Source organism: Salinibacterium sp. AL4.1 (genome assembly GCF_059767305.1).
This window is the reverse complement of the sequence record NZ_JBSOQK010000001.1, coordinates 1582391-1597922: the sequence shown is the minus strand read 5'-3', so window position 1 is coordinate 1597922 and position 15532 is coordinate 1582391. Positions and strand designations below refer to the sequence as shown.

The following is a 15532-nucleotide window of genomic DNA, read 5'->3' as shown; positions in this document are numbered from 1 at the left end:
ATCGCCCGGAAGCTACTAGTGTAAGGACACCTGCAACGCTTGTTCAGCACACTGTTGTGTTGATTGTTACCCATCCCGATTGGGGTTCAACGCGTGGAAAGTTTGAGCTATCTCGAAATTTTCCGGCAGCGATGGCTCGCAATCCTGATTGCTGTCGTGGTCGGTGTGGGTTCCGCTGCGCTCATTGCGTTCAGCATCGCGCCGACCTACACGTCGACCGCCACTCTCTTCCTCTCGGTGAAAGACGTGAACGCCACGCTCGCGGAGCGTTCACAGTTTTCCCTCGCCCGGGTCAATTCGTATACAGACCTTGTGCGCAGTTCTGAGGTTCTGGAGCCCGTCATCTCTGATCTCGGGCTCGACCTCACGGTGCAGCAGTTGCGCAGCCAAGTCTCGGCGACGAACCCCAACAGTACGGTCAACATCACTATCGCGGCCGAGGCAAGCAGTGCTCAGGATGCTGCGCTCATCGCCAACGCGGTCGCTGACAGCCTTTCGCGTCTGGTGTCTCGCGTCGAAAACTTCGGTACCTTCTCGGTCTCGCTCGAGCTTCTCATTCCGGCACTGCCTCCGCTGGCTCCGAGCGCTCCGCAAAAGACGGTCATTCTCGGGCTTGGCTTGGTGGCGGGACTAGCGGCGGGAGCCGTGCTTGCGCTGCTTCTGGCTCGCTTCGATCACCGGATGCGCCAGCCCGCCGATGTGCGCCGCGTCACCGGACTGCCGGTGCTCGCGGCCGTTCCGCGCGGACATCGTCGCTCCCGCGGCGGAGCCGCTGGCTCGGAATCGACGGTGGCCGCCGCCTACACGGAAGCCCTTGCTCGCATCACGCAGGCAAATGGCGGCACGGTGCCGCGCATTCTGGTGCTCGCCCCTGCGGGAGCCGCGGCTCATCACGCCTCGGTATCTCTCGGCGTTGTGGGAGCGGTCGCGGCCACTGGGCGGCAAGCGCTCTTCGTCGAAGCCGAAGCCTCCACGGCCGATGACAGCGCCCTCGCGCACTACGCGGGCGAAGCCGGGGTCGCTGAGTTGCTCAACGAGACGACGACACTGGCCGAAGTGGCCCGCCCTCTCGAGGGCTCCGACGCCCTGTGCGTCACCGCGGGTGTCGCTGAAACGACTGAAGTCACCGCGGAGAAGGCCCTGCGCTCAGTGCTCACCCGGTTCATCTCGCGAGCGGATGTCGTGGTCACGCAAGCGACCTCCGAGAGTCGACCGCTCAGCATCCCACTCCTGGCGCCCTTCGCCGATGTGGCAATCGTGGTCGTTCGCTACAACCACTCGTCGGAAGCGGAACTCGCGCAAACGGTGAGCCAGTTGCGTATCGCCGGCGTTCGCCCGCTCGGTGTGCTGCTCACCGACGTGCCCAATGCCCGCCACATCGAACTCATGGCTACGTGGACGCCCGAGGATTTCGCCAGCGCTCCCGCGAAAGCGCTCGTGCATCTGCGCCGCAAGGCGAATAACCCCGCGCACCCTAAGTCCGCGCAGCCTAAGTCCGCGCAGCCTAAGTCCGCGCAGCCTAAGCCTGCCATTCCTAAGCCCGCCCCTCCTAAGCCAGCGCCGCCTAAGCCTGCGCCGCCCGCTCAGCAGCCCGCCGCCGCGCGCTCGAGCGAGAATGAACGAGTGGTCGTGGACTGATGTTCACGACAGAACCGCGGGGGCGCAGTACCGTCTCACGTTCCCTAATCGGAACGTGGCTCCTCGTAGTTCTGAGCGTGGTGTCGTGGCGCCCCGATGCTCTCTTCGACGGCGGCTTTGACGTAGTCGTGATCGCCAAAGCGCTCGTGGCCTTCACCGCTTTTCTGTGCGCTCTAATGATTCATTCGCGTGCGCGAGTGCACGCTCGCGTCGGAGTGCGTTCGCTCATCCTGTTGTTCATCGTGGTCGGGCTTTCGTGCGTGGGGGCGCTCGCGACCGACAGCCCGATGCCCTCCCTCGTGCTGGCCGTGCGCATTGTGTTGCTCGCCGCCACGGTTTATGTGCTGGCGAGTAGTGCTGCGCCGCTCGAGGTGTTGACGTCTCTGTTCATCGCCATGGGCATCCTGACCGTGATCGGTGCGGCCAGCGGGCTGCCCGAGTTTCTGAGCGACGGCCGACTGCCCAGTGGCATCCCCGCCATGAAACCAAACGAGCTCGCCGGGCTAGCGGCACCGCCGCTGCTCGCGATCGCGATTGCAATTGCGGAGCGCGGGCTCACCCCGCCCAAAGCGGCGTTGCTCGTGACGTTCGCCGCGATTCTGCTCGCCACCGGATCTCGCACCACCCTGATCGTCGTCGTCATTGCGATGGTGCTGGCTGTCGTGTTGGCCTGGCCCGTTCCGCACTCCACGGGCATCGCCCTCATCCTGCTCGCGCCGGTGTCGTATGCCGTCGTGGCGTTCACCAACGTGGTCTCTGAGGTGGCGATTCGTGGTCAAGACGTGAGCGAGCTCGCCACTCTCAGCTCGCGCACGATTGCGTGGCAGGCTGTGTTCAGCATCCCGATGGACACGTGGCACAAATGGATTGGCGTCGGGTTAGCGGCAAAGACCATCGAAGTAAACCAGCGCTGGTGGGACGTTCAAGTGCTCGATAGCAGCTGGATCTCGATCCTCTCCCAGGCGGGCATCCTCGGTCTGATCGCCGTCGGCATCTGGGTGCTCTTCACCGTGAGAGACAGTCTCAAGAACCGCGAGCTGCGCACCCTCACCCTTCCCCTTCTCGTCCTGCTTCTCGTGCGCAGCGCGCTAGAGAACGGGCTTATCGAGTCGAGCGTGATCTTCACGCTCTTCTTCCTCACGTCGCTCGTCCTTGAGCGAGGGCACCGCTACCCCTTCGAACCCGACCGCTCAGTGCGGTTCGCGCTCGCCGTGGCACCGGCGCCTACCCCCATCACAGAACTCACACCTCCCCCGACCCGAACCCGGTGAGCACATGTCTCAAAGAATTGGATACGCCGCAGGAGCCTACGACCTTTTTCACGTTGGCCATCTGAACATTCTCAAACGCGCAAAAGAACAGTGCGACTACCTGATCGCCGGAGTCGTCTCCGACGAAATGCTGGAGCTGACCAAGAAGCTGCGGCCCACTGTGCCGCTCGACGAACGCTTAGAAATCGTGCGCAGCATCTGTTACGTGGATGAGGCGGTCGCCGAAACGGTGCCCGACAAGTTGGAGATGTGGCGTCGTTTGCAATTCACGACGTTCTTCAAGGGCGATGACTGGCGCGGCACCGAAAAGGGGCTGAAGTTAGAGCGTGAGTTCGCCGCCGTTGGCGTGGAGGTTGTGTACTTTCCGTACACGGCCAACACCTCGAGCACGGGGCTGCGGCATGCGCTCGAACTGATCGAAGAGATGTCGGCGCGAGCCCGCGCCTAAGGCTCCCGTTCAGACAGCCGGAATAGCGTGGCGGCGCGGGCGGTTCACCCCTGCAACGACCATCCCCAATTATTTGGAGCGCCATGAATCTCACTCAGCAGCTCAAAGAACGTGCCGACAACAGCGCAGCAACGAAGTCCGCCGAAGACACGGCCACTCTCACGAACTCGGTAACCGAGGTTGAAAAGGCTGGCATCGTCAACAACGCACTCAAGGTCGGCGACACTGCCCCCGACTTTGCTCTCGCGGATGCCGAAGGCAACACGGTGCGACTGAGCGAGCTGCTGGAGAAGGGCCCCGTTGCTCTCGCGTTCTACCGCGGCTCCTGGTGCCCGTACTGCAACATCGAACTCAAAGCGCTGCAGGACATGCTGCCCGAGTTCCGTGCCGTCGGAGCAACTCTCGTAGCCATCTCGCCGCAAACCCCCGACGAGTCACTCTCGCTCGAAGAGAAGCACAACCTCGAATTCCCGGTGCTCTCCGATAGCAACCTCGACGCTATCAACGGCTTCGGACTTCTTCACCCCGTGGATGACCGCACTAAGGCTTTCTACGAAAAGGCGGGCTACGACCTCGTGAAGTCCAACGGCGCGACCGGATGGCAGCTGCCGCTGCCCGCAACCTACGTGATTGCCCCCGACCGCAGCATCCGCTTCGCCTTCGTGAACGCCGACTACAAGCTGCGCGCCGAGCCCGCCGATGTCGTTGAGGCGATCAAGGCGATCTAAACCGTTCTTAGTCGTAGTCTGGGGAGGCCCCGCTTCACCGTTCGGAAAGTAGAAACCGCATGACTCACCAGTTCTCCAGTTACGTCGCCATCGGAGACAGCTTCACCGAGGGTGTCGGAGACGAACTGCCGGATGGTCGGGTGCGCGGTTGGGCCGACCAAGTGGCACTGGGGCTCGCGCTCGCCTCGCCCGACCCGGTCGGTTACGCGAATCTCGCGATTCGCGGGCGGCTCCTCGCGCCTATCGCGGGGGAGCAGTTGCAGGCGGCGGTGGCCCTCCGGCCTCAGCTGATGAGCATCAATGGTGGCGGAAACGACATCATGCGCCCCAAGGTTTCGCTGGAATCGATCACCGACCAGCTGCTTGCCGCTGTCGATACGGCCACGGCCAGCGGCATCCACGTTCTGCTGCTCAGTGGCGGCAACCCGAGCAAGCATCTGCCCTTCGGTTCGGTGATGGCTACACGCGGCGACAATCTGGCGCGAGAAGTCATGGCACGGGCGTCGAAGGACAACGTGACCTTCGTGAACAACTGGGCCGACCAGGAGCTCACGAAACTGCAGTACTGGTCGGTCGACAAGCTGCACCTCAACGCGCGCGGGCACGCCCGGGTCGCGAGCAACGTGCTGTCGGCGCTCGAGATTCCGGTGCCCGACTTCGCTGCAGACGAGGGGCCAGCGGATGACGCCCGCCCCCGCACCGCGGCCTACTGGCGTGAATACGTGCTCCCCTGGATCGGTCGCCGTCTCACGGGCCGTTCCTCGGGCGACAACCGCGAACCGAAGAGTGCGACCCTGCAACCCGTGGAAGTCGAGGGGCGCTAGCAGCGCTTTCGGCTTGGCGCGCTCGCTTGAGTCATGGCTCAGCGTCGCGAGCTAGTTGCGCGCGGCGAGCAGTTCCGCGAGGCGCGGCAACTGAGTCTCGTCGGCGAGTGCCGAACCGACCGCCACAACTTTGGCGCCTGCGTTGAGGTATTCGCCGGCGTTGCCCGCATCCATTCCGCCGGTCGCGACGAAACGCATCGCGGGGAACGGTCCGCGCATTGCGCCGAACCAACTCGTGCCCAAGAGGGATGCCGGGAAGGCTTTCACCCAGGTGAGGCCAGCCGTCTGCGCTGTCTGCACTTCGGTCGCGCTCGCAACACCGGGAAGCGGCGGCATGCCCGCTTCGAACGAGGCGCGAACGACGTCGAGGTCAAAGCCGGGGCTCACGGTGAATGCTGCTCCGGCGTCCGCTGCTTGACGCACGTGCTCGAGGGTGACGACGGTTCCCGCGCCGACGGACTTGCCGAGGTCCTTGCCTGCGGCGACGACGGCGCGCAATGCTTCGACATCCTCGTCGCTCTGGATCGGCACTTCGACCGAGTCGATGCCGAGTTCCCACGCGGTGCGCGCGAGAGCAACACTGCGCTCGACGCCAAAGCCGCGAAGGATCGCCATGAGGGGCTGACCGTCAAAGAGCTGGTCGAGCGATGCGTTTGAGATCTGAGCCATGAGAGGGAGCCTTTCAGAAGCGAGCGACGGTGAGGAGTGAGGAGTTGGCGGAGGGATGAGTTAGAGCGTGGGAAGGTCGGTGGTTGACTTCAAGACCAGGGCAGCGCGATCGTGGCCCAGGCTCAAGCGCTGCTCGGGGGAAAGCCCGGTGAGGTAGCCGCTGAGGTAACCAGCTGCGAAGGCATCTCCGGCACCGACGGCTTCGACGACGTCCACCTTGTGGGCGGGCACGAACACGTGGCCCTCCGAATTGAACTCAGTAGCGCCTACATCGCCGTCTTTGATCACGAGAAAGTCGGGGTTTTCGAGCAGCGCGCGCACTTCTTCGGGAGTCGTCGTGCCCCAGAGCACTTCGGCTTCATCGAGGCCGACGAGCACGATGTTCGCGCGGCGGGCGAGGGCCAGCAATGTGGGGCCGGCTTCGGCGATCGGCCAGAGAGCGGCGCGGTAGTTCACGTCGAAACTTACGACGGTGTCGCTCTGCTGGGCGCGATCGAGCACTGACTCAATAAGCGCGGCACACGTGGCCGAGAGCGACGGCGTGATCCCCGAGATGTGGGTGATGGCCGCTTGCTCGAACGGAACCTCGGCGAGATCATCCGGTGTCATGGCCGATGCCGCAGAGCCCGCGCGATAGTAGGTCACACCGTTGCCGGGATCCTTGAAGTAGAAGCCGGTGGGGGCATCCGGAGTGAATTTCACGAGACTCGTATCAACACCGCGCTCGCGCAATTGGCGTTCAACGCGACGACCGAAAGCATCGGTGCCGAGGTGGCTTGCCCACGCGGCGTGATGGCCGAGAGCCGAGAGGTGCACGGCAACGTTCGACTCGGCGCCACCCGTTTCGAGGTGGAACAGTTCGGCGGTCTCGATGGGCTCGGCGACCGTGGGCGTAATGAGCACCATGGTCTCGCCGATCGTGATGATCTCCGGCTGCGTCGTCGTCTGCACGGTTCCACTATCGACCATGTGCGCATCCTGTGCAACACTGTTGCATATAGTGCAACACACTCGAGCGGGGCAAAGCTCCGCCAGTGCAGCAACGAGAGGGAGCCCGGATGTCGCAGAGCGTTCGTCGTGCAGCACGCATCGTCGATTCAATCGCCCGTCGCCCGGCGAGTGTCAGTGAGCTCGCGGAAGAGTTCGGAGTGCACCGCTCCACGATGTTCCGCGAAGTGCAATCTCTCGAAGAGGTTGGCTATTTGCGCAAGCGAAAGAATGGCGAGTACGTGCTCGGCTTGCACCTCATCGCGCTCGCTCACCAAGCATCCGACAGCCTGGATCTGCGCGAGATCGCCCACGATCGCCTACTGAAACTTCATCGCACGGTCGGCAACACCATCCACCTCGCCGCGCTCGTTGACCACAGCATTGTGTACGTCGACAAGGTCGAAGACACCAGCGGGGTGCGTATGTATTCGCGCATCGGCAGCCCGGCGCGACCCTACTGCAGCGGCGTTGGCAAAACGATTCTGGCCGAACTGCCCACCACCGATCGGGATGCCGTGCTCGCTGGCGTCGTGTGGGAGAAGTTCACCGACAAGACTCTGACCTCGCGCTCCCAGCTGGATGCGGAACTCACCACGGTTGCCGCGCGCGGTTGGGCGGTCGACGACGGCGAATTCGAAGACTTCGTGAACTGCATCGCCGTGCCAATCCACGGACCAGCCGGCGTGGTGGGCGCGCTCTCAATCACCGCGATTCGGATGGCAGCCGACCTGAATGCGCTCAAAGCGCACCTGCCGCTGTTGCAGAGCGTCGCCCGCGAGATCTCGGCGGAGCTCGGCGGGGCCTAGCTCGCTGTCGCGTCGCTAATGGGGAGGAGCTTCGCCTGCGGCGGGCTGGCGCGACGGTGTGGGGCTGATTCCCGCAACGCTATGAGTAGAAAACTGACGTTATGAGTAGTATTATAATTAAAGCCTAACGTGACTAGGAAGCGAAGCGATCGGGGAGGGTATGGATCTCAGCAATCCGATCGCGACCGTTTTTCCGTCGCTTGATGGCGACGTGCTCACGGTGCTTGCTCGCACCACTCGGCCTTTGACGGGGCGCCAGGTGGCGGAGCTCGCGCACCGGGGCTCTCAGTCGGGAGTCCGTCTGACGCTCCTCCGGCTTGAAGAGCAAGGGCTCGTTCTCGCCGACAGTGCGGGTAGATCGATGCTGTACCGTGCGAACCGAGACCATCTGCTGTGGGCCGCGCTAGAGCCGTTACTTCACACGGCGGAGTCTGCCGTGCAGCTGCTGCAGGAGCGAATCGTTGCCGTTGCTTCCTCCGCACTCGGTGCCGAAGCGTCGTCTGCAACGACTATCGCGCTATTCGGTTCGGTCGCCCGAGGAACCGCCACTCCGGCCAGCGATATAGACCTCGTGATCGTCCTCCCTGATTGTGTGACCGATGAGGGCGGGCAGGCGGCTATTGATCAGATTTCTCAGGCCGTTCTCGGCTGGACCGGCAACGACTGCAATGTTTTCACGGCGAAGCGGGAGCTTCTGCGGAAAATGGTTACGAGTGACGATCCAATGATCGAATCGTGGAGGGGTGACGCCGTGACATTCAACGGCCCAGAACTCCGAGAACTGATCGATACTTTGTCGTAGCCTCATGCGAAATTGAAGCATGACCAGAACACAGCGGATGAACGCTACCGATGTCGCTCAGCGCGCGGGCGCCGCACGTGCTTACCTCCAGATAGCAGAGGAAAGCCTCCTTCTAGCTCTGAAAAACTGCGGCCCCTCTGCTGATGCCCAGGCCTCGGCCGCGAATTCTGTTCTCGCTGGCATCGCAGCGTCCGACGCGATCTGCGGTAAAGCTCTGGGGCAAGCCCCGAGGCAAACCCGAACTAAGTTAGCGAAGCGCGCACGCGGTCGCGCTCTGGTTGAGGCAGGCGTTCCGTGGCGCGGTGGATGGCAGGCCGCGGCATACTCGACGCGTGCGTCTTCAGAAATGTAAGTACGGCATCCGGATGCACGGCCAGCAGTTCGCGCAGCACCCAACCGAGCGCGCTCGACACCGTCTCGCGCCGGTCGTCCACGCAGTTGGTGAGCAGGCGAAGGCAGGGGTCGATCGGCATGAAGACGGCGTTCTTGCCGCTGTAGTGGATGAGGCTCACCATTGCGATGCGGCGTTGCCATTCGTTGTCGGAGCGGCTCCACTCCTCGAGCGTCGGGTACACGAGTTCCGGTTGGTCGGCTAGCGCGAACGAATACAGCCGGGCAAGGTCGTCGGCGTGAGCCCAGTTGTCGATGCGCCCGATCCAGCCCATTGCGGTGCCCCAGAATTCGACGCTGTCTGCGGGGGCCCACGAGCGCGACCCGATGCGACGCCGATAGAAGTCGAGGACCGCGAACATCACTTCGCCGTTGTCGGCGAGGTTCCAGATGTCATTCCATGCAGCGAGTACGGATGCCGCATCCTGGCTCGTGAAGGAAAAACCGGCGGCGACCCGGCGGCGTCGGTCGGGCGTGCGGAGACCGAAGTACTCGAACTCGGAGCGACGATCAGCCCGCACGAGTTCGCCGCGTTCGGGCGAGATCCCCGTTTCTGCAGCAAGCGCGGTAAGCGCGCCGAGTACTTCGTCATGCTGCTGCTGCGCCGTGGGAGAGCTCACGCTCTACCCTCCCACAGCGACTGCAGCTGTTGTGCGGTGGCGGCTTAGGAAACCGCGCTCGACGCCGCCCACAGGTTGATGCCGGCATCTTTGGCGTGCTCGTCGATTGCAGCCAGCTCAGCATCCTCGAAAGTAAGGTTCTGAACCGCAGCAAGGTTTTGTTCGAGCTGCGTCACGCTCGAGGCGCCGATGAGGGCGGAGGTGACGCGGTCGTTGCGCAGCGCCCACGAGATGGCGAGCTGCGCGAGCGACTGGCCTCGTCCCGAAGCGATCTCGTTGAGAGCCTTCACGCGGCCGAGCGTTTCGTCGTTGAGCATTCCCGACTTGAGCGAGCCACCCTTGGCTGCCCGCGAGTCGGCAGGAACCTCACCGAGGTAACGGTCGGTGAGCAGGCCTTGGGCGAGCGGCGAGAAGGCAATGACGCCCAGGCCGAGTTCGTCGACAGTGTCGAGAAGGTCGGCTTCGATCCACCGGTTGAACATCGAGTACGAGGGCTGGTGGATGACGAGGGGCGTTCCGAGGTCATTCATAATGCGCACGGCTTCACGGGTGAGTTCGGGGGAGTAGCTCGAGATTCCCGCATAGAGTGCACGGCCCGAAGTGACGGCGGTGTGCAGGGCACCCATCGTCTCCTCCAGCGGAGTGTCGGGGTCGGCGCGGTGCGAGTAAAAAATGTCGACGTAATCGAGACCGAGTCGGTTCAGCGACTGGTCGAGGCTCGCAAGCAAGTACTTGCGCGATCCCATCACACCGTAGGGGCCGGGCCACATGTCGTAGCCAGCCTTGCTCGAGATGATCATCTCGTCGCGGTACGGGCGGAAGTCTTCGCGCAGAATCTGGCCGAAGTTCGACTCCGCAGAACCGGCGGGAGGGCCGTAGTTGTTGGCGAGGTCGAAGTGGGTGACACCGAGATCGAAAGCGCGGCGCAAGATGGCGCGCTGGTTCGCGAGCGGCTTGTCATCCCCAAAGTTCTGCCAGAGTCCCAGCGAGACGGCGGGCAGTTTCAGGCCACTACGCCCCACACGGCGGTAGGGCATCGGCTCGTAACGGGCATCATCAGCGACATAAACCATGTGCTCATGCTGCCATGACTTGCTGCGAACACGAACAAGAACACGAACATAGGCCGGGCGCGCGAGTCAGGGTTATTTCTTGTTGCGCGCGGCTTCTGCTCGGCGGGCGTCACGAGCAGCATCCGCCGCGACCGCTTCTGCCGGGGTGGGAGCCGTGCCGCCGAGGTGGCGCGGTTGCCACCACTGACCGGTGCCGTCAACGGGATACGACTCTTGCGCGGTGACAAGCAGCCGTTCCATGGTGGTCTTGAGTTTCGAGGTGGCCTCGGTGGCGTCATCCGTCGGCGCAACTGTAATCGGCTCGCCAACCACAAGAGTGAGCGGGATGTTGCTGCGTTCGCGCAGCGTGATCTTGCGGTTCTTGGTCAGCAACCGCTGGCCGCCCCACAGCGCGAGGGGGATGAGAGGAACGCCCGCTTCGGCTGCCAACCGCACGGCGCCCGTCTTGAAATCGCGAATCGTGAAGGATGCACTAACACCGGCTTCGGGAAAGACGCCGATCAGTTCGCCCGACTTCAGCGCCTTAACCGCAGCAGCGTACGCCGTGGCTCCCGCCTTCATGTCGACGGGGATGTGCTTCATGTTGCGCATAAACGAGCCGACGATGGGCTTATCGAACACGCTCTTCTTTGCCATGAAGCGGATGCGGCGACGATTGTGCAGCCAGAGCGCCCACTCCACAAGGGCAAACTCCAAATACCCGAAGTGCGTCATCGCGATGACGGCGCCGCCCGAGTTCGGCAGATTCTCTGCGCCGATGACGGTGCGACGAACGCGGAGAGCACCGAACATGGCACGACCCGCACCGATCGCTGCCGTGTAGATCGGCTCGTTTCGGTACTTCATGGTTCCATTTTATGAGAACTCGATGGGAGTTTGCCGCTGATGGTCATCACGGCAGCCGTGAGTGGACCGAGCTAAAGCTGAGGCACAGCCCAGAGCGCTTCACAGGGCAGGCTCACGGTGACGAGATCGCCGACCGAGAGTGGATGCCCGGGGGCTGCCTCGGTGTGCACGTCGGCATTCGCGACCTGCACGATGACCTCGCGGCGCGGACCCCGCTGAACGGTGGACGTGACGACACCGTGCAGTTCGCGCGGGCCGAAACGTTGGCACGCGGCAGCGTCGGCGTGACGGGTGACGAGAGCGTCAGCATCCGCCCCGCTCGTGGGTTGACGCAGGGTGGAGGTGACGGCTTCGTGGCGAAAGACGAGCGTGGCTGGCCCGGATGCGACGTCGCCATCGAGAGCGACGTCGCCGAGAGCGGAACGGTGCACGCCATTCTCGATCGTGCCCGCGAACGCGTTCTTACCGCCGAGCAACCGGGCGACCGCAAGGGAGGCTGGACGATGAAAGACGTGATCGACAGAGTCGTGCTGCAACAGCTGACCGTTCTCGAGCACGACGATGCGCTCGGCCATGGCGCTGGCCTCATCGCGGTCATGCGTGACAAACAGGATGGTCGGGTTCACGGCTTGGCGAATCTCGGCGATCATCGCGTGCATGTCGTCTTTGAGCCCCGGATCGAGAGCGCTGAACGGTTCGTCGAGCAACAGCACCGAGGGTTTCGCGGCGAGCGCCCGGGCGACGGCAACCCGTTGCTGTTGGCCACCCGACAGTGAGTGCGGGGAGCGCCCGCCGAACTCCGCCATGTGTACGAGCTCAAGGTACTCTCGCGCCCGCTCCCGGGACTGCGACCGGCTAAGTCCCGCGGCGCGATCGGCAAACGCAACGTTGTCGAGCACCGTCAAATGCGGGAACAACAGTGGGTTCTGAAAGACCATCGCAATGCCGCGCTCTTCGGGAAGCAGTGCTGTGACATCGCGACCGGCCAAGCGCACTCGACCGCCATTGGCATCCTCGAGGCCCGCAATGATGCGCAAGATCGTGCTCTTACCTGATCCACTCGGCCCGACGATGGCGGTGCTCGTGCCGGGCAGAATGTCGAGATTCACGCCCTGCAGCGCGGCCGGCGATGCTGCCGAGTAGGTCTTCGTGACGCCGGTGAGCGTGATCGCCGAGGGGGCGGTTTCGGCGGCTATTGGCGCTGCGGCTGTCGGTGTGGGGGTCATGACTGCTTCCCTGGATTGAGGTTGCGTGCACGCGAAACGAACGCGAGAAGGATAAGCGGCGGGATCACCGCGGAGAGCGACAACACAGCCACACTCGATTCATTGCCGATTCCGGATGCACTGGAAGCGATGATCAGCGGCAGAGTGACCAGTTGCCCGCCACCCACCACCAAAGTGACGAGGTAATCGCTCCAGCCGACCAAGAACGCGAGGAACGCTGAGCGGGCCAACGCCGGCGCAATAAGCGGAAGATGGATGCGCCACAGCGCGAACCGGGAGGTGGCACCGAGCGTGCGCGCGGCCTCATCGAAGCCGTCGTCGTAGGCGGCATACGCGACCCGCATCGAGAAGGTTGTGTACGGGATCGCCACGACCACGAGCACCAGAATCACCCCGAGCTCGGGCGGCACCCACGCGCGCAACAGCACCACGTTGATGCCCAGCACGGCGGCGAACGGGGGAAGCAGCACGGGGGAGAAGAGCAGCACACTCACGAGCCGACCGAACGGAAGGGCGCGGCGGGAGAGCGCGCGGGCCGCCATGGCTCCGAGGGGAGTGGCGATGGCGGCGACGATGAGCGAGAGCAGCAATGAGTCACCAAAGGCAGCCACGGCACCGTTCGCGAGGGCGGCGGTGAGACCATCCACTCCCAGCGTCGCGGGCAGCAAGTCGGGCGCCGACCACGAGTTCGCGAACGACCACAGCACGAGCGGCAAGAACGGCAGCGCGAACCACAACGCCATGAGGGCGGTCGAGGTAATGCGCGCGGTGCGCATCACTCCGCGGGACTGCGAGAGGGGGCGGCCCGCGTCGCCCGGCATCCGGCGTTCCTGCTGAATCCGCTGCGCGTGATCGACGTCAACGTTACTGGTGGAGAGAGTCATCGCCACGCTCGCATTCGTCGCAGCCCGAGCATCGCGACGGCCACAATTACGGCCGTGAGAACGACGGTAATCACGCCAATCGCTGCTGCCTCTGGCCGGGCGGTGAGGCTCGCGGAGTTGAAGAGGCGCAGCGCCATGACCGAGAGCGGTTCGGGGTAAGTCTTGCCGAGCATCCACGCCACTTCATAGGAGCCAAGCGTGTACGCGAAGGCGATAGCGGATGCCACCAGTAGTGACGGTGCCGCCAACGGAAAGAGCACGAGCCGCAATCGCGCGAAGCGGTGCGCGCCGAGAACGGCGGCGGTTTCGTCGTACGACGTGATGCGAGTGGCGAGGGTGCCGACGATGATGAGCGCGATGAAGGCCGACTCTTTCCACGCGTATTCGGCGATCACGGCGAACCAGGTGGGGCCGGCGACGAGGGCGGGCCAGGCTTCGGGCGCGACCCCGAACAGTCGGGCGAGCACGCCGGAGTCGGAGAGCAGTAGGCCAACGGTCGCGGCGCCGACGAGGTGCGGAACCGTCACCGCTGCAGCGCCCAGCGCACCCACGATGCGGCCGCCCCAGTTGCCCGAAATGATCAGCACCGCCGTGAAGAAGCCGATGACCGCGGCGATGGCGGTGGAGACCACGGCAATAGAGAGGGAGAGTAAAGCTGAGGTGAGCAGCTCGTCGGTGTCGTCGAAGGCCGCGGTGCTGAGCTCGGCCGCGCCGACCAGCGGCATGAGGCCGAGGCTCTGCAGCAGAGTCGTGCCCACTCCACCGATCACCACGAAGGCGACCGGGATGACCGCGGGGAGAACGAGCAGTGCCGCGCGCAGCTGACGTCGCTGCGGTCGCACTAGTTGCGTCGGCGCTGCTGTCATTGACCCGCAGCGATCCGGGTGCGCCAAGCCTCATCCAGGGCGGGAACCCACTCGGCGGAAAGCTCCGGGTTGGCGTTGCGCGACAGCACGTCGAAGCTCGGCACGACGGGCGATTGAGGCAGAGCATCGAAGAGTTCGCGATCAGCGGCCGAGAGAGCATCCAGATCAAGAACCGTGAACTGGCCCCACACCGCAGGGTCAGCCTTCGTGACCTGCTGCTCAACCGAGAGCGCTTCGTTGGCGACAACCATGGCACCCGCGATGTTGCCCGAATTGCTGGGGATGCCGAAGAAGCTGGCGTTGCCGAGCGTGCCGTCCTCCACGGTCAGCACTCGTGTCGTGTCCGGCAGCGTGCCGTTTTCGACGAGCGCCGTGAGGGTCGCGGGGCCGTAGGTCATCATCATGTCGATCTCGCCATCGGCAAAGAGCTTGGTGAGTTGTTCAGATGTTGCGGGGTACGTGCTGCCTTCACGCCACAGTGACGGGGCGAGGGCTTCGAGGCGGTCGAACAGTGCAGGCGACAGTTCGTCGAACGCCTCATCGCTGAACGTGGATGGCACGTTCTCGTAGCCACCAGACTCGCTATAGAGCACAGACCGCAAGAAGGCCGAGCCGGTGAAGTCGGGAGCCGCCGGGTAGGTGAAGCGGCCGGGGTTGACTTCGGCCCAATCGAGAATGCCCTCGATCGTGGTCGGCGGGTTTTCGACGTTTGCCGAGTTGTAGACGAAGGAGAACTGCGCCTTGTGCCAGGGCGCTTCGCAGCCGTCTACTGATGTTCCGAAGTCTTCCGTGAGTAGCGGGTCGGTGGCGGAGACCGCGGTCATGTTGGGCAGCAGACCGGTCCAATCGCACAACCAGGCATCCGCTTGCTTGCCGGTGCGAAAGTTGTCGCCATTGATCCACACGAGGTCGACAGCGCCATCCGTGTTGCGGCCAGCCTGCAGCTCCGTGAAGACGCGGTTGAGGGCATCTTTCGTGTCCGCGATCGGCACCCGTTCGAGTGAGACGCCCTGCGCCGCCGCGGCCGGAGCTAGTACGTCGTCAACGTAGGCATTGCCCTGATCGTCGCCGCCCCACATCCACAACTTCACCGTTTGGCCATCGGCCGCGACCTGCACGTCAGACCAGTCAGCAAACTCGGGGCCGCTCGGGGCGTTCGTGGGTGCCGAGCACGCGGTGAGAGCGAGTGCAGTGCCGGCGGCGGTCGCGAGAACGGGAAGGATGCGGTGGGGGGCCTTCGTGGTGGACGCGCCAGCGTCGCTAGCGGGCACGCTCGTGGCGGTCGGGCGGCGGAACGGATTACGAAGCGGCACGCACATGCTCCTTGCGGTCTCGGCGATCAAAAAGGGGCAGCACCCCCGGTGCAGCATCCCTCAACAGTAAGTGCGAATAACTTCATTGCTCAGTAAGCCACATCACATACGCAGCGCCGCACGCCGACATAGCATTGG

At 64.0% G+C, this 15532-nt stretch carries 16 protein-coding genes; 7 read left to right on the top strand and 9 right to left on the bottom strand.

The features are described 5' to 3' along the window. Positions 1–93 precede the first annotated feature (93 nt). The 5 genes from ACWTV3_RS07745 (at position 94) to ACWTV3_RS07725 (ending at position 4909) form a co-directional block, all read left to right on the top strand. A complete protein-coding gene (locus tag ACWTV3_RS07745; protein ID WP_498477609.1) occupies positions 94–1638 on the top strand; it encodes a Wzz/FepE/Etk N-terminal domain-containing protein in 1545 nt (514 codons plus the stop codon). After that, positions 1638–2909, top strand: coding sequence for an O-antigen ligase family protein (locus ACWTV3_RS07740; protein WP_498477608.1), 1272 nt, complete (start codon positions 1638–1640; stop codon positions 2907–2909). The genes ACWTV3_RS07745 and ACWTV3_RS07740 overlap by 1 nt, the downstream gene beginning before the upstream one ends. 4 nt (positions 2910–2913) lie before the next feature. Beyond that, positions 2914–3357, top strand: coding sequence for an FAD synthase family protein (locus ACWTV3_RS07735; RefSeq protein WP_498477607.1), 444 nt, complete (start codon positions 2914–2916; stop codon positions 3355–3357). A gap of 83 nt (positions 3358–3440) precedes the next feature. After that, the gene (locus ACWTV3_RS07730) at positions 3441–4085 is read left to right on the top strand and encodes a peroxiredoxin-like family protein (RefSeq protein ID WP_498477606.1); all 645 of its coding nucleotides are present in this window, start codon (positions 3441–3443) and stop codon (positions 4083–4085) included. A 59-nt stretch (positions 4086–4144) separates the two neighbouring features. Beyond that, entirely contained in the window at positions 4145–4909 is a 765-nt protein-coding gene (locus tag ACWTV3_RS07725; RefSeq protein WP_498477605.1) for an SGNH/GDSL hydrolase family protein, read from the top strand. Positions 4910–4960: 51 nt separating this feature from the next. Here ACWTV3_RS07725 and ACWTV3_RS07720 read toward each other — a convergent pair whose 3' ends face one another. Both ACWTV3_RS07720 and ACWTV3_RS07715 read right to left on the bottom strand, forming a co-directional pair. After that, on the bottom strand, positions 4961–5578 hold the full coding sequence (locus tag ACWTV3_RS07720; protein ID WP_341618809.1) for a bifunctional 4-hydroxy-2-oxoglutarate aldolase/2-dehydro-3-deoxy-phosphogluconate aldolase: 618 nt from the start codon (positions 5576–5578) through the stop codon (positions 4961–4963). A 60-nt stretch (positions 5579–5638) separates the two neighbouring features. After that, positions 5639–6547, bottom strand: coding sequence for a sugar kinase (locus ACWTV3_RS07715; RefSeq protein ID WP_498477604.1), 909 nt, complete (start codon positions 6545–6547; stop codon positions 5639–5641). An 89-nt stretch (positions 6548–6636) separates the two neighbouring features. Between ACWTV3_RS07715 and ACWTV3_RS07710 the strand changes: the two genes are divergently transcribed. Further along, complete coding sequence (locus ACWTV3_RS07710; protein ID WP_498477603.1) at positions 6637–7374, top strand: IclR family transcriptional regulator; 738 nt, start codon at positions 6637–6639, stop codon at positions 7372–7374. A 160-nt stretch (positions 7375–7534) separates the two neighbouring features. Next, the gene (locus ACWTV3_RS07705; protein WP_498477602.1) at positions 7535–8176 is read left to right on the top strand and encodes a nucleotidyltransferase domain-containing protein; all 642 of its coding nucleotides are present in this window, start codon (positions 7535–7537) and stop codon (positions 8174–8176) included. A gap of 242 nt (positions 8177–8418) precedes the next feature. On the opposite strand, the gene ACWTV3_RS07700 is transcribed toward ACWTV3_RS07705, so the two are convergent. The 7 genes from ACWTV3_RS07700 to ACWTV3_RS07670 all read right to left on the bottom strand — a co-directional run bounded on the left by ACWTV3_RS07700 (position 8419) and on the right by ACWTV3_RS07670 (position 15394). After that, complete coding sequence (locus ACWTV3_RS07700) at positions 8419–9186, bottom strand: DNA alkylation repair protein (protein WP_498477601.1); 768 nt, start codon at positions 9184–9186, stop codon at positions 8419–8421. Positions 9187–9230: 44 nt separating this feature from the next. Next, positions 9231–10259 (bottom strand): L-glyceraldehyde 3-phosphate reductase, encoded by a 1029-nt coding sequence (mgrA, locus tag ACWTV3_RS07695; RefSeq protein WP_498477600.1) that lies wholly within the window; start codon positions 10257–10259, stop codon positions 9231–9233. 72 nt (positions 10260–10331) lie between these two features. Then, the gene (locus ACWTV3_RS07690; protein WP_498477599.1) at positions 10332–11105 is read right to left on the bottom strand and encodes a lysophospholipid acyltransferase family protein; all 774 of its coding nucleotides are present in this window, start codon (positions 11103–11105) and stop codon (positions 10332–10334) included. A 71-nt stretch (positions 11106–11176) separates the two neighbouring features. After that, complete coding sequence (locus ACWTV3_RS07685; RefSeq protein WP_498477598.1) at positions 11177–12331, bottom strand: ABC transporter ATP-binding protein; 1155 nt, start codon at positions 12329–12331, stop codon at positions 11177–11179. Continuing rightward, complete coding sequence (locus tag ACWTV3_RS07680) at positions 12328–13215, bottom strand: ABC transporter permease (RefSeq protein ID WP_498477953.1); 888 nt, start codon at positions 13213–13215, stop codon at positions 12328–12330. The genes ACWTV3_RS07685 and ACWTV3_RS07680 overlap by 4 nt, the downstream gene beginning before the upstream one ends. After that, entirely contained in the window at positions 13212–14081 is an 870-nt protein-coding gene (locus ACWTV3_RS07675) for an ABC transporter permease (RefSeq protein WP_498477597.1), read from the bottom strand. Before ACWTV3_RS07675 ends, ACWTV3_RS07680 begins: the two co-directional genes overlap by 4 nt. Next, positions 14078–15394, bottom strand: a complete 1317-nt coding sequence (locus ACWTV3_RS07670) for an ABC transporter substrate-binding protein (RefSeq protein ID WP_498477596.1) — start codon at positions 15392–15394, stop codon at positions 14078–14080. The genes ACWTV3_RS07675 and ACWTV3_RS07670 overlap by 4 nt, the downstream gene beginning before the upstream one ends. Positions 15395–15532 lie beyond the last annotated feature (138 nt).

Coding starts and splice junctions, on each gene's coding strand:
- ACWTV3_RS07740 (WP_498477608.1), top strand. CDS start 1,638: ATGTTCACGACAGAACCGCGGGGGCGCAGTACCGTCTCACGTTCCCTA.
- ACWTV3_RS07735 (WP_498477607.1), top strand. CDS start 2,914: ATGTCTCAAAGAATTGGATACGCCGCAGGAGCCTACGACCTTTTTCAC.
- ACWTV3_RS07730 (WP_498477606.1), top strand. CDS start 3,441: ATGAATCTCACTCAGCAGCTCAAAGAACGTGCCGACAACAGCGCAGCA.
- ACWTV3_RS07725 (WP_498477605.1), top strand. CDS start 4,145: ATGACTCACCAGTTCTCCAGTTACGTCGCCATCGGAGACAGCTTCACC.
- ACWTV3_RS07720 (WP_341618809.1), bottom strand. CDS start 5,578: ATGGCTCAGATCTCAAACGCATCGCTCGACCAGCTCTTTGACGGTCAG.
- ACWTV3_RS07715 (WP_498477604.1), bottom strand. CDS start 6,547: ATGGTCGATAGTGGAACCGTGCAGACGACGACGCAGCCGGAGATCATC.
- ACWTV3_RS07710 (WP_498477603.1), top strand. CDS start 6,637: ATGTCGCAGAGCGTTCGTCGTGCAGCACGCATCGTCGATTCAATCGCC.
- ACWTV3_RS07705 (WP_498477602.1), top strand. CDS start 7,535: ATGGATCTCAGCAATCCGATCGCGACCGTTTTTCCGTCGCTTGATGGC.
- mgrA (WP_498477600.1), bottom strand. CDS start 10,259: ATGGTTTATGTCGCTGATGATGCCCGTTACGAGCCGATGCCCTACCGC.
- ACWTV3_RS07690 (WP_498477599.1), bottom strand. CDS start 11,105: ATGAAGTACCGAAACGAGCCGATCTACACGGCAGCGATCGGTGCGGGT.
- ACWTV3_RS07685 (WP_498477598.1), bottom strand. CDS start 12,331: ATGACCCCCACACCGACAGCCGCAGCGCCAATAGCCGCCGAAACCGCC.
- ACWTV3_RS07680 (WP_498477953.1), bottom strand. CDS start 13,215: ATGACTCTCTCCACCAGTAACGTTGACGTCGATCACGCGCAGCGGATT.
- ACWTV3_RS07675 (WP_498477597.1), bottom strand. CDS start 14,081: ATGACAGCAGCGCCGACGCAACTAGTGCGACCGCAGCGACGTCAGCTG.